We start from the raw sequence: 12,910 nt of genomic DNA on the forward strand, positions 1-12,910 counted from the left end.
AACGGTGGCGATGTTGGGGCCTACGGTTTTGTTCGCGGCCAACTGGACCACCAGATGCTGCCGGGGGGGGCCGCCCGCCTCGCCCGGGCCCCCCCCCCCCGGGGGCGGGGCCCCCCCGGCCCCCCCCGCCGGCCGGGCGGCGCCCGCACCTGGTCGCGCTCTCCGGCGGCCAGCTCGACCGTCTGCGCCGCCGCTTCGCGCCGCCGGGCGCCGCCGGGGAGGACGGCGCAGACACCTCATCCGCGACAAGTGATCGGAACACGCTCCATGACTGATGCCAGCACCGTCGACGCCCTGATCGGCGAGGTGCGCGCCCAGCTGACCGAGGGGGACGAGACTCCCGAGGCGTCCGACAACCTCATCGAGTGGGGGCTCGACTCGATCGGCCTCATGCGGCTCGCCGCGCGCTGGCGCCGGGAGGGCATCGACGTCTCCTTCGGCGACCTGGCCGTCCGGCCGACCCTGGCGCACTGGCGCACCCTGCTGCTCGCGGCGGACACCGAGAACCCCGGCCCGGCGCAGGCCGCCGCAGCGGCGGACCCCGTGCCCGCGGGGTCCGCGGCAGAACCCGGCGACGGGGACGGCTCGTTCCCGCTCGCCCCGCTCCAGCACGCCTACTGGATCGGCCGGGAGCCGGGCCAGCGGCTCGGTGGCGTCGCGGCCCACCTCTACACCGAGTTCGACGGTGCCGGGGTCGACCCCGAGCGGCTGGCCCGCGCCGTCGGAGAGCTGACGCGGCGCCATCCGATGCTCCGCGTCCAGGTCGGCGGGGAGGGCCGGCAGCGGGTGCTGCCCGAGCGCCCGTTCCCGCCGGTGGACGTGACCGACCTGCGCGCGGAGGACCCGGTCGAGGCGGACCGCGTGCTCGAACGGCTGCGGCAGGAGCGTTCGCACCAGACGCTCGCGATCGAGGAGGGCCAGGTCTTCGGGATCGGGCTCGTCCGCCTCCCCGGCGGGCGCACCCGGGTGGCCGTGGACGTGGACATGGTGGCCGCCGACGCGCGCAGCTACCGGCTGCTGCTCGCCGAGCTGGCCCGCGCCTACACGACCGGCGAGGCGCTGCCCCCGGCGCCCGCCTACGACTACCGGCGCTACCTCGCGGAACGCGACGAGTCCGGGGCCGAGGAGGTCGAGCGCGACGCGCGCTGGTGGCGGGAGCGGCTCGACTCGCTGCCCGACGCGCCCGAACTGCCGACGGACCCCCGCGCGCGCCGCCCCGAGCGCATCGGCCGCCGCGCCCACCGGCTGACCGCCGGGCAGCGGGACGGGCTCGCCGCCCGCGCCCGCGCGCACGGCGTCACCCTCGCCGTGGCGTTCGCCACCGCGTACGCCGAGGTGATCGGCGCGTGGAGCGCGAACCCGCGGTTCCTGCTCAACGTGCCGCTGTTCGACCGGCAGCCGCTCGACCCGGCGGTGCCGGGGCTGGTCGGCGACTTCACCTCCTCCGTGCTGCTGAGCGCCGACGTGTCGCGGCCCGAGCCGTTCGCCGAGCGCGCCCTGGGGCTCCAGGCCCAGCTGCACGAGCGGGCGCGGCACGCCGCCTTCTCCGGGGTGCACCTGCTGCGCGAACTGGGCCGCGCGACGGGCTCGCCGGTCGTCGCGCCCGTCGTCTTCACCAGCGCCCTGGGGCTCGGCGACCTGTTCGCGCCCGAGGTGACCGACGCCTTCGGCGAACCGGTGTGGATGATCTCGCAGGGGCCGCAGGTGGTCCTCGACGCCCAGGTCACCGAGGTGGCGGGCGAAGTGCTCGTCAACTGGGACGTACGCGAGGACCTGCTGCTGCCGGGCGTCGCCGACGCGATGTTCGCCGCCTTCCTCGGGCTGCTCGACCGGCTCACGGACGACGCCGAGGCCTGGACGTCGGCCGTCGGCGCCCTGCTGCCCGAGAAGCAGCGCCGGGTGCGCGAGCAGGCCAACACCGCCGCGGTCAGCGGGGCGGCCGGCACGGCGGCACCCACCGCGGCGGCGCGTCAGGAACCGGGCGCGCTGCTGCACTCCGGGTTCTTCGCGGCTGCCGCGCGCACGCCCGAGGCGCCCGCGCTGCTGTGGGGCGAGTCCGGTACCTGGAGCTACGCGGAACTCGCGGACCGCGCGCTGCGCGTGGCGGGTGCGCTGCGCGCCGCAGGCACGGTGCCGGGCGACACCGTCGCGGTGAGCCTGCCCAAGGGGCCGGAGCAGGTCGCCGCGGTACTCGGCGTGCTCGCCGCCGGCTGCACGTACCTGCCGATCGGCGTGGACCAGCCGGAGGCCAGGTTGCGCCGTGTGCTGACCCTCGCGGGCTGCCGGGTCGCCGTCACCGACCGGGCCTCGGCGGCGGGCGAGGGGGTCGTGGTGCTGCGCCCGGCCGACGCGCTCGGCCACGACGGGCCGCTGCCCGCCCCGCACCTGGGCGACGGCGTGCCCGCCGAGGCGCTCGCGCCCGCCTATGTGCTGTTCACCTCGGGCTCGACCGGCGAGCCCAAGGGCGTGGAGGTCGGCCACGAGGCCGCGATGAACACGGTCACGGACCTGATCGGGCGGTACGGCCTCGGCCCGCGGGACCGCACCCTCGGCGTCTCGGCGATGGAGTTCGACCTGTCCGTGTTCGACGTGTTCGCCGCGCTGACCGCGGGCGGCGCGGTCGTCGTCGTGTGCGAGGAGGAGCGCGGCGACGCGCGCGCCTGGGCAAAGCTGGTGCGGGAGCACGCGGTCACGGTGCTGAACTGCGTGCCCGTCCTGCTGGACATGCTGCTGGTGGCGGCAGGGGACGCGGCGGACGGCGGGCTCGGGGACACGCTCGGGCTGGTGCTGCTCGGCGGCGACTGGGTGGGGACCGACCTGCCGGGCCGGCTCGCCGCGCGGGTGCCCGGCTGCCGCTTCGTGGCGCTCGGCGGTACGACGGAGACGGCCATCCACTCGACGGTGTACGAGGTCGAGGACCCGGACGCGCTGCCCGCCTCCTGGCGCGCCGTCCCCTACGGGACACCGCTCGGCGGCGTCGCCTGCCGGGTCGTCGACGAGCAGGGGCGTGACAGGCCCGAGTGGGCGGCGGGCGAGCTGTGGATCGGCGGAGCGGGCCTCGCCCGCGGCTACCGCGGCGACCCCGCGCGCACCGCCGACCGGTTCGTGGAGCACGACGGGCTGCGCTGGTACCGGACCGGTGACCTCGCGCGCTATCTGCCCGGCGGGGTGCTGGAGTTCCTCGGCCGCGCCGACCAGCAGGTCAAGCTGCGCGGCTACCGGATCGAGCTGGGCGAGGTGGAAGCGGCGCTCGCCGCCCAGCCGGGCGTGAAGCGCGCGGTGGCCTGCTGCTCGAAGCGGAACGGCGGTTCGCTGCGTGCGATGGTCGAGGCGGACCCCGGCACGGACGAGGCGGCGCTGCGCGAGGACGCCGGGAGCCGGCTGCCCGGCTACATGGTGCCCGACCGGGTCGTCGTACGGGACGCGCTGCCGCTGAACCGCAACGGCAAGCCGGACCGGGCGGCGATCGCCGACGCGCTGTGGACCGCCGGGGAGGCCGCCGGACCCGCGGCGCCGAGCGGGGCGTTGGAGGCACTGCTGCTGACGGTGTGGCAGGAGATCCTGCGGGCGCCGGACCTGGGGCCCGAGGACGACTTCATCTCCGGCGGCGGGGACTCGGTGCTCGCCACCCGGATCGTGGCCAGGCTGCGTGATCTGACGCAGACGGACGCGGTGCGGGTGCAGGACGTCCTGGGCTCGCACACGGTGGCCGCCATGGCACGCGCGCTGCTCGCGGCCGACCCCGGCTGGGAGGAGATCGCCGAACTCACCCTGGCGGTCGCCTCGATGTCCCCCGAGGATCTGGCCCGCGAGCTCGCGTCGGGCTGAGCGGTCCGCTCCCGAACGCTCCCGCGGCGCCCGCCGCGGGAGGCGTCCGGGCCGGGGCGCCCCCCGCCCCGGGGGGGGGGGGGGGGGCGCCCCCCCCGCCGCCCCCCCCCCGGGCCCCCCCGCCGGGGCCGGGGGGGGGGCGCGCCCCCCCCCGGCCCCGCCGGGGGGGGGCCCCCCCCCCGGCCGGGCCCCCCCCGAGGGCAGATCCACTGGGAGTGTGCGCGCCGCCTCTCCGTACGCGCCGGTGCCGGGGCGCCGCCCCGTGCCCGGCCTGTCCCGGAGGGACCGGGTCAGCGGGTGGCGGGCCGCACCAGGTAGCGGGCCACGCTGTTGAGTTTCTCGCAGGTCTCGGTGAACTCGCGCTCCGGCTTCGACTGGCTCACGATGCCCGCACCCGCCCGCAGCCAGACGCGGTCGCCCGCGCCGAAGACGGTGCGCAGCACGAGGGCGGCGTCGAGCGCGCCCTCGGAGTCCAGGCAGAACACCGCTCCCGAGTACAGGCCGCGCGGCGTCCGTTCGTGGTCCCGCAGCACGGGGTAGGCCGCGCGCTTGGGCACACCGGATGCGGTCACGGCGGGGAAGAGCGCGCCGAAGGCACGCCAGGCGCGCTCCTGCGCGTCCCCGGAGTCCCGCGCCTCCGGCAGCCGTCCGGTCACCATGGAGCCGAGGTGCTGCACGCTGCCGCGGTCCTTGACGTCCATGAACTCCGGGACCGTCGCGGTGCCGGGCCGGCAGATCCGCGTCAGCTCCTCGTGCGCGAGTTTGACCGAGACGGCGTGCTCGTACACCTCCTTGGGGTCCGTCGTCAGGTCGCCGCGCAGCCGCAGGTCGTCCTCGGCGTCGCCGGTGCGCGCCCGGGTGCCGGCGAGCGGGCGGGTGCGCACCGTACCGTCGGCGTCGACCTCCGCCACCGTCTCCGGGCTGAAGCCGAAGGCGCGCAAGTCGGGTGTGTCGACCACGAAGGACCGTGCCGGGGTGTTGTTGCGCCGGCCCACGAGGTAGCTGGCGACGAAGTCGACCGGGCCGTCGACGGCCAGTTCGCGGGAGAGCACGACCTTCTGGAGCTCTCCCGCCCTGATGGCGCGCACACAGTCGGCGACGGCGGCGAGATAGTGCTCGTCGCGTGTCTCGACGGGCACCTCGACCGGCTCGCGGCGGTCCGCTTCGGCCTGGGGGCCGGTGAGCAGCGAGGTGACGAGGTCGAGCTGCCGCGTCGTGTCGGAGGTGATCACGGCTGCCCCGGGGCACAGCCGCACCTCGGTCCTCGGCACCACGGCCCGTATCAGGGTGGCGTCTGCGGGTACGGCGTCCCCGGCCAGGGCGTGGGCCAGTTCGAAGGCGGCCCAGCCGTAGCCGGACCAGCCGGGCAGCGGCAGTTCGCCGAGCAGGCGGGCGAAGGCCCCCAGCGGGTCGCCCGCCGCGTCGAGGGAGGACTCGCCCCAGGGGCCGCGGGAGACGGCGGCCCGCCCGGTCAGCGTCACCTCGGCCAGTACGCCCACGCCGACGCGTACTTCGGCGTCGCGCTCGTAGAGCACCTGCGTGTCGGAGAGCCCGTGCCGCAGGAGTCCGGCGGCGAGGGCGACGGGGTCGCCGCCAAGGGGTACGGTCCGGCGCACCGGCGTCGGCACGGTGATCGTTTCATCTGTGGTCATCAGTCTCGCAACTCCGCGTTCTGGCACAGCCGTGGAAGGGACGGTGACGGTCGTGTGTGCGGTCGGACTCCGCGGCCGTGCCGGGCGCCCCCGGCCCCGGCCGGGCCGAATCCGACGAGGACGCCCGCGCGTTCGGCCCGCGTGGCCGGTCCGCCGGTGTGCACCGCGGCGGACTCCCGGGACGGCCGGAGATCCGCAAGGCCCGCGAACCCCCGAGTTGTTAGATTAGCCTAACCTTACTTGTGCGGGTCAAGGGGTGGCTCCTCGCGCGGGGCGGGGGGTACCTCCGCCCACCCGCCGCCGAGCAGCCTCTTCACCGCCGCCCGGTACCGTCCCGGCCGGTGCGGACACGCCGGCGGGCGGCACCTCACGCGCAGTCGGTCAGGTCCCGGACAGCAGCCTTCGCGTGGTGGGGTGTCGGGTGTCCCGCAGGGCGGCCGCGGGAAGGTCTTCGACGACCCGGCCCTCCGCCATGACGAGGACCCGGTCCGCGACGTGGGGCACCAGGGCCATGTCGTGGGTGACGAACACCGAGGTGAGGTGGTGCTCGGCGCGCAGCCGCGCGAGGAGCCGCAGGATCTGGGCCTGGGCTGTGACGTCGAGATTGGTGGTGGGTTCGTCGCACAGCAGCACGGCGGGCGCGGCGGCGAGGGCGCGGGCGAGAGCGACCCGCTGTGCCTGTCCGCCGGACAGCTCCGCGGGCCGGAGGCCGGCCGTGCGCGGCGCGAGGCCGACGTCGTGCAGCAGGCGGACGATCGGCGCCGCCGCGTCCGCTTGCGCGTGCGGGCGGTAGCGGAGTGCTTCCGCGATCACCTGGCCCACGGTCCACCGGGGGTTGAACGACGAGACCGCGTCCTGGAAGAGGAGTTGCACGGGAGCCGGGCCCGCGGACTCGGGCAGGTGCCGGCGTACGAGCCCCGTCGTGGGCCGCTGGTGCTGGGCGAGGCAGGAGAGCAGGGTGGACTTGCCGCATCCGCTCGCGCCGACGACGGCGACGGCTTCGCCACGTACGAGGGTCAGGCTGATGTCGTCCAGGGCCGTCACGGGGGAGTGCCTCCGACCGCGCGGCGCGTGGACGACACGCAGGTGTTCCGCCGTCAGGACGCGCTCCGGTGTCCGCGCCGTCCCTGCCTGGCTTCGCGGGGGCCGGCCCCGGCCCGGGGCGTGCGACGGCGCCGTGGCGCGCGGCGGTGGCGTGGCGACGGCGGCCGCAGCCGTTCCGGCGGTGTCGGCCGGGTGAGCGGGGCCCGGGGAAGTGGACTCCGGCCGGTCCGCGAGGAGTCGCCGGGTGAACGGGTGCCGCGGGTGGTGCACGACCCGGTCGACCGTGCCGGACTCCACGGCCTCGCCGTCGCACAGGACAGTGACGTGGTCGGCCCACCGTTCGACGACGCCGAGGTCGTGGGTGATCAGCAGGACGGCGCGGGCCCTGGTGTCCGCGCGCTCGCGGATCGCTCGCAGCAGCGCGGTCCTGGTCGCCGGGTCGAGACCGGTGGTGACCTCGTCGGGGATGCTCACCCACGGGCGGCAGAGTTCCGCGAGGGCGAGGACGGCCCGCTGCCGCTGTCCGCCCGAGAGCTGATGGGCGTACGAGCGCAGCGGGTCGCGCCCGCCGTCCAGGACCAGCCCCGCCCAGCGCACCGCGTCGCGTGCCGCCTCGGGCCAGCCCTCGCGGCGCCCGTGGGCACGCAGCACGGCACGCGCCTGCGCACCGAGCGTACGGCCAGGGTGCAGGGCGGTCGCCGTCTGCTGCGGCACATAGGACAGCGCCGCGCCCCTGAGCCGTTCCGCCCGCTCGGCGTGCGGTCCGATCAGCGGATGGGACCGCCCGTCCGGGCCGGTGACCAGGGCCCGGCCCTGCGCCCGGACGCCGGGTGGCAGCAGGCCGGCCAGCGCGCGGGCCGTGAGGGACTTGCCGCTGCCGCTGGGGCCCACCAGGGCGTGGATCTGCCCGGGCCGCAGGGTCAGTGACAGTCCCTCGACCGCGGCCGAACCGTCGGGGAGCACCACCGTGAGGTCTTCCACGGACAGGCTGACGGAGGTGCTCACAGCGCGGTGCCTCTCGCTCGGGCGGGTCGTGTGGCCTTCCGGGGAGCGATCACGACATTGACGGCCAGGACGGTGACGACGATGCAGGCGGCGGGCAGGGCGACCAGCCACCACTGGCCGCCCAGCAGGTTGTCCTGACCGCGGCTCAGCAGATTGCCCCAGGTGGGCAGCGAGGGCGGCACGCCGAGTCCGAGGAAGCTCAGTGTGGATTCCGTCAGTACGGCGCTCGCCACCTCGAACACACTGACCGCCAGTACCGCCGGTGCCACCCCCGGCAGCAGGTGGTGGCGGAGCAGGTCGCGCCTGCGCGCGCCCAGGCCGCGTGCCGCGGTGAGATACGGGCGGATGCGCAAGGATGCGGTCTGTGCCCTGGTCGTACGGGCGACGCGCATCCAGCTGGTCAGCCCGATGGCGAGCACGACGCCCGTCACGCCCGGGCGGACGACCGCCTGGAAGGCGAGGACCACCACGAGCAGGGGCAGCGAGAGCAGGGCGTCGACCACCGTCGAGACGGCGTGGGCGGACGCGCTGCCCAGGTAGGCCCAGCCGAGGCCGACGGCCGTCCCGACGAGCGTGGCGACACTCGCGGCCGCGAGCCCCACGATCAGCGAGGTGCGCCCTCCGTACAGCAGCCGCGCCAGTTCGTCCCTGCCGAGCTGGTCGGTACCCAGGAGATGGCCGGGGGTGCCGGGAGGAAGCAACTCGCCCGCGACGCCGGTGGCCTGCGGGTCGTACGTGCTGAGCAGCGGCGCGCACGCGCAGAGCAGCACGACGAGGGCGAGCAGCGCGAGGCCCGCCCACCGGCGTACGGGGATGTCCCGCACGTGCCACCGGCGCCGCAGGGAAGCACGGACCGCGTCCGTCCCGGGGCAGGAGTCCGACCCGCCCTCGGCCCCCTCCGCGCGGACGGGTGCGGGCGCCGTGTCCGCCGCGGTGCCGAGCGGCCGGGTTTTCGCCGCGCCGGGGCCGGCGGGACGCGGCACGTCACTCTCCCGCGCCATGGGGCACCTCCTCGGTCGGGGGAGCGGCGGCCTCGCCCGGTGCGGGCAGCGAGCGGCGCGAGGGACGCCCCCGCCCCTCGCGGGTGGCCGGCGAGAGCCAGGCGACGACCAGGTCCGCCAGCAGATTGACGGCCAGTACGACCGCGCCGGACAGCAGCACGACGCCGGTGAGCGTCGCGTAGTCGTGGCCCAGCGCGGCGTTCAGCGTGACGCGCCCCATGCCGGGCCAGCCGAAGATGACCTCGGCCGCGTACGAGCCGCCGACCAGGGAACCGAACGACGTGCCCACCCGCGCCACGAACGGGACCAGCGCCGTGCGCAGGATGTGCTGGACCGTGACGGTCCGCCGCGGCAGGCCCAACGCCCTCGCCGTCAGCACGTGTTGGTCGTCCCGGGCCTCCACCACACCGGTCTCCACGAGACGGGTGAACACCCCGAGGTGGTGGGAGCCCGCGAGGGTGGCCGCGGGGAGCACCAGATGCAGGGCCACCTGCCCGGCACCGGCCGGGACACCGGGCGTGCTCACACCGCCCGCGGGCAGCCAGCCGAGCAGCAGGGCGAAGACACCGATCGCCAGCAGGGCGAACACGAAGGCGGGACAGGCACCGAGCACCAGAGTGAGCGCGTGCACGGCGCGTGCCGCCCACCGGCCCGCCCGATTCGTCCGTACGACTCCGGCGGCGGTGCCGAGCACCAGGGCGAGCGCCGCCGTCAGGATCAGGGAGGAGCCGACGAGCAGCAGCGTCCAGGGAAGGGCCTGGCCCAGGACCGAGGCGACGGGCTCACCGGTGTCGTAGGAGAAGCCGAGGTTCCCGTGGAGCGCGTCCCACAGCCAGTGGAGGTACCGCACGGCAAGCGGCTGGTCGAGCCCGAGATTGTGGCGCGCCCTGGCGAGCTCGGTCGTGGTGGGGGCGATGACGGAGCGGGCGGTGAGCTGGGCGGCGGCGGCGTCGCCCGAGGCGATCTCCAGCAGGGCGAAGGAGATCCAGGACAGGGCGAGGAGCATCGGGACCAGTTGCAGCACCCGGACGGCGGCGAAGCGGATCACGGACGCCGTCCGTGGAGGTCCGCTCCGCGCCCGTGCCGAGGGCGCGCGCCGCGCGGCGAACGGCTTTCTCGCGGCGTCACTTGGTGTTCAGCAGCCAGTCCTGCGCGTTCTCGAACAGCCCCGCGCCATGGTGCCCGAGCAGTTTGTGCTGGATGCCCTTGAGACCGCTCGGCATGGCGTACACGGTGTCGAGGTACACCAGCCAGGACTCCGGCGGGTCGGTGCGGAACCGGGCCTGGAGGTCCCCGTAGGCCGCACGCCGGGCGGCGGTGTCCGTACTGCCGCGGCCCGTGTCGAGGTCCTTGTCGACCTGCTGGTCGCAGTAGGCTCCGTGGTTCCCCGTCCCCTGCGCGCCGCAGTGGAACGAGCTGAACACGGCGGTGTCCGGGTCGTACTGTGCCGCGTTGCCGCCCTGGAAGACCTCCTCCTCGGAGCGGTGCGAGGAAACGTACGCGGCGGGCTGGACCGAGGTGGTGACCCGGAAGCCCGCCTTCTTGAACTGGTTGGCGAGCAGGTCGTCGATGTCCGCGCGCACCTGGTCGTTCGTGTAGGTGCTCAGCCGGAACGCGGCGGGTCTGCCGTCCTTCGTCCACACCCCGTCCTGCTTCTTCCATCCCGCGCCCGTCATCAGGTCCTCGACCCTGGGGAGGTCGGCGCCCGCGTGTTTCGGCAGGGACGTGTCGGCGTAGGGGCTGCGGTCGAGCGGGCCGTAGCCCGCAGCACCGTAGCCGTGCAGTACGGAGGTGACCAGTTGGCCGCGGTCGATGGCGGCGTCCAGCGCCTCACGGACCCGCCGGTCCTTGAGCAGGGGGATGCGAAGGTTGTAACTCAGGGCGCGGAAGTCGGCGTTGCGCTCCCGCAGGATGGAGTGGCCGGAGATCTTCTGTGCCGCCGGAACCTCCTCCGGTTCGAGGAAGGCGCCGTTCAGCTCACCGTTGCGCAGCTGTACGAGACGCTGTGAGGCGTCGGGCACGAACCGCACGACGATGTTGCGGATGTGCGGCTTGTCAGATCCGTACCAGTACGTACTGGCCCGCAGCGTCACGGAGTCGCCCTTGCGGCGCGAGGTGATGCGGTACGGGCCGGTCCCGACGGGTTTGTCGTTGAACGCCGCGTCCCGGGTGATGTCCCGGCCCGCGAGGAGGTGCTTGGGCAGGATGCCCAGGCTCAGTGCGTCCAGCAGGCCGGCGAACGGATGGCTCAGCTTCAGCCTGACGGTGTGGTCGTCGGGGGTCTCCACCGTGTCGACGGCGTCGAACTGGGAGGCGGAGGGGGAGTTGACCTTCGGGTCGCGCACCTCCCCGAGCGTGTAGGCGACATCCGCAGCGGTGAAGGGTTCGCCGTCCTGCCAGCGCACCCCTTCGCGCAGGTGGAACGTGTACTGCGTGCCGTCGGGCGAGATCGTCCAGGACGTGGCGAGCGCCGGGACGATCCGGTTGTCGTCGCCGTGGCCGACCAGACCGCGGAAGACCATCTCCGTCACCGAATCGGTCTGGCTCTGCAACAGCGGGTTGAACGAACTCGATTCGAGCGGGTCGCCGTAGACGAAGGTGTCCGAGGCCTCGGGCGATCCGCCCGAACCTCCGGAGGTGCAGCCGGCGACGGTTGCCAGCGCGGCTGCGGCTGCCGCGCACGCCGTGGCGCGCCCGCGCCTCGAACGTCTGGTGTTCATGCGGGGAAGTCCTTCCGCTGGTTACTGCGACGGTGGTGACGCGCACCTGTCCTGCGACACGGCGCGGTGTGGTCCTGCGACCGGGTGTGAAGCGGCTCTCGTCAGCCCGTGTCGGCCCCTGCGTCGCCGGCCTTCGCCGGCGGCTGCACCGCGTCGGCCGCCCCACGGCCCGGCCGGCCGGTTCCGGTCTCCGGCACGTACCGGATCAGCAGGAACGCGACGACCGCCGCCGAGACCGCTGTGAACGCGAAGGACGAGGCGTACCCCAGCTGGGCCGCAAGCAGGGCGAACAGAAGGGGGCTCAGGGTCTGTCCGCCCTGCCCGGTGAACCGCCACAGGCCCAGGAACATCCCGCGTCCCTCCGCCGGGGCCACGTCCGCCCCGACCGTCTGGATGGAGCCGCCGGTCAGCGCCTGCGCGGCCACTCCGACGAGGAAGAGGACCACGTACCAGAACAGGGAGAGGTGGAACAGGGCGGAGGCCGCCAGCGCGCACATGGCCAGCGCCACACCGGTGAAGCCGGGAACCATGGTGCGCTTGCGTCCGTAACGGTCCATCAGCCACCCGCTGAGGAACCCGATGGGCAAGGTGATGGCGGCGGCGGCGGTCGAGAGATAGCCGATCTCGGCGGGCCCGAGGCGGTAGGCGAACGCCGCGTACAGGTGGAGCAGGTCGGCCTGTACGGGTCCGCGGGTGAGGCCCGCGAACAGGGCGACGCCGAAGTACACGAGCCGCGGCAGCACGATACGGCGCAGCATCGCGATCCGGCCGCCCCGCGGCCGGCGCACCTCGCTCCGCTCGCGTCGCGGGGTGTCCTGCGCGAAGAGGTAGGCGGGGACGAGGGCGGCGATCGCCAGCGCGCCGTAGGCGACGAACGGCGCCCGTGCCCCGCCGCCGCTCGCGAGGAACCCTCCTACCAGGGGGCCGGCCAGCTTGCCCGAGTTGTTCATCCCGAACAGCCAGCTGACCTCGCGTCCGCGCCGGTTCGCCGCGGCCCCGTGCGAGATCGCCGCGAGGCGCGCCATCAGCCACATCTGCGCGGCGACCCCGTCGAAGAACCTCAGTACCAGGAGTGTTCCGAAGGAGTGGGTGAACACCACAGCGAACGCCATCAGCGCGGTCAGCACCGGCCCGCCGAGGAGTACCGCGCGCCGTCCGAACCGGTCGATGAGCCAGCCGGACGGTACGGTGCCCGCGAGGTTGCCCAGGACGAATGCCGTGACGACGCCACTGGCCGAACCGAAGCCGACATGGAACGACTTGGCCAGGGTCGGCACGGCGGGTACCGCGATACCCGCCCCGAGCGAGAGCACGAAGGCGGGCAGATAGGTGGAGAAGACCGCCTCACGGGAGAGGGGACCGCCGCCTCCCCGGGTCCGGTAACCCGCGGAACGCGGTATGCCATCCCTTCCCACCGGCGCAGCCCCCTAGGCATCTATTGCGAACGATCTGCAAGAGCGATCAATGTGCAACAGATAATAGTCATACCATTCACTCACCGGCAATGGGCGGCCTGCCCAGGCCGGTATCCGCTCACACCTCGCCTGCGCCGCGGCATCGCCCGACACGCCTGAGACACCTCGCGATCGGCCACCGAAAAGGGGGCGGGGCGACCGAGGACGTACGCGCACGGGCGCGGGGACGGTGACCCGGCGCGCGG

The 12,910-nt window shown here is 74.6% G+C and carries 7 protein-coding genes; 1 reads left to right on the top strand and 6 read right to left on the bottom strand.

Annotated features, from left to right (window positions below):
• Positions 1 to 267: 267 nt before the first annotated feature.
• Positions 268 to 3,828 (top strand): non-ribosomal peptide synthetase, encoded by a 3,561-nt coding sequence (locus LCE31_RS00780; RefSeq protein WP_225011896.1) that lies wholly within the window; start codon positions 268 to 270, stop codon positions 3,826 to 3,828.
• A gap of 290 nt (positions 3,829 to 4,118) precedes the next feature.
• On the opposite strand, the gene LCE31_RS00785 is transcribed toward LCE31_RS00780, so the two are convergent.
• The 6 genes from LCE31_RS00785 to LCE31_RS00810 form a co-directional block, all read right to left on the bottom strand.
• Complete coding sequence (locus LCE31_RS00785; RefSeq protein ID WP_225011898.1) at positions 4,119 to 5,480, bottom strand: salicylate synthase; 1,362 nt, start codon at positions 5,478 to 5,480, stop codon at positions 4,119 to 4,121.
• Positions 5,481 to 5,861: 381 nt separating this feature from the next.
• Positions 5,862 to 7,529 carry an ABC transporter ATP-binding protein gene (locus LCE31_RS00790; protein WP_225011899.1) on the bottom strand — a complete coding sequence of 556 codons (1,668 nt, stop codon included), beginning with the start codon at positions 7,527 to 7,529 and terminating at the stop codon, positions 5,862 to 5,864.
• A complete protein-coding gene (locus LCE31_RS00795) occupies positions 7,526 to 8,530 on the bottom strand; it encodes an ABC transporter permease (protein ID WP_225011900.1) in 1,005 nt (334 codons plus the stop codon). The genes LCE31_RS00790 and LCE31_RS00795 overlap by 4 nt, the downstream gene beginning before the upstream one ends.
• Positions 8,514 to 9,578: an ABC transporter permease gene (locus LCE31_RS00800; RefSeq protein ID WP_225011902.1), complete on the bottom strand. Its 1,065-nt coding sequence runs from the start codon at positions 9,576 to 9,578 to the stop codon at positions 8,514 to 8,516. Before LCE31_RS00800 ends, LCE31_RS00795 begins: the two co-directional genes overlap by 17 nt.
• A gap of 76 nt (positions 9,579 to 9,654) precedes the next feature.
• Positions 9,655 to 11,250 (bottom strand): ABC transporter substrate-binding protein, encoded by a 1,596-nt coding sequence (locus LCE31_RS00805; protein WP_225011904.1) that lies wholly within the window; start codon positions 11,248 to 11,250, stop codon positions 9,655 to 9,657.
• Positions 11,251 to 11,351: 101 nt separating this feature from the next.
• Entirely contained in the window at positions 11,352 to 12,665 is a 1,314-nt protein-coding gene (locus tag LCE31_RS00810) for an MFS transporter (RefSeq protein WP_225011906.1), read from the bottom strand.
• Positions 12,666 to 12,910 lie beyond the last annotated feature (245 nt).

Source organism: Streptomyces sp. 8L, from assembly GCF_020176795.1.
GTDB lineage: Bacteria > Actinomycetota > Actinomycetes > Streptomycetales > Streptomycetaceae > Streptomyces.

Bases quoted from the DNA above. Each gene is read 5' to 3' on its own strand.
- LCE31_RS00780 (WP_225011896.1), top strand. From the start codon at position 268: ATGACTGATGCCAGCACCGTCGACGCCCTGATCGGCGAGGTGCGCGCC.
- LCE31_RS00785 (WP_225011898.1), bottom strand. From the start codon at position 5,480: ATGACCACAGATGAAACGATCACCGTGCCGACGCCGGTGCGCCGGACC.
- LCE31_RS00795 (WP_225011900.1), bottom strand. From the start codon at position 8,530: ATGGCGCGGGAGAGTGACGTGCCGCGTCCCGCCGGCCCCGGCGCGGCG.
- LCE31_RS00805 (WP_225011904.1), bottom strand. From the start codon at position 11,250: ATGAACACCAGACGTTCGAGGCGCGGGCGCGCCACGGCGTGCGCGGCA.